The 281-nt window shown below is 47.0% G+C and carries 1 protein-coding gene; it reads left to right on the top strand.

The window, feature by feature from the left end; genetic code table 11:
* Window positions 1–281: reverse transcriptase N-terminal domain-containing protein (locus AC0QHF_RS00325; protein WP_324702200.1), on the top strand; the 281-nt coding region annotated here is incomplete at both ends.

Genomic DNA, 281 nt, shown 5'->3' with positions numbered 1-281 from the left:
TTCAAGTTGCAAAAACGTATCTATCAAGCGGCTCAATCGGGACAGGACGCAAAAGCTAGAAGGTTGCAAAGACTCCTGTTGAAGTCATACTACGCAAGGCTCTTAGCGGTAAGGCGTGTAACTCAAGATAACCAAGGCAAGAAAACAGCCGGAGTGGATGGAGTGATAGCGATATCCCCGAAACAAAGGTTTGAACTTACCGAGGAAATCAAAGGAAACTTCAAAGCCAAACCGTTACGGAGAGTGTGGATACCAAAACCCGGACGGGATGAAAAACGCCC

The sequence above is a fragment of the Lyngbya sp. CCY1209 genome, assembly GCF_055795065.1.
The sequence above is the reverse complement of the archived record's forward strand: the minus strand, read 5'-3'. Positions and strand labels throughout refer to the sequence as shown.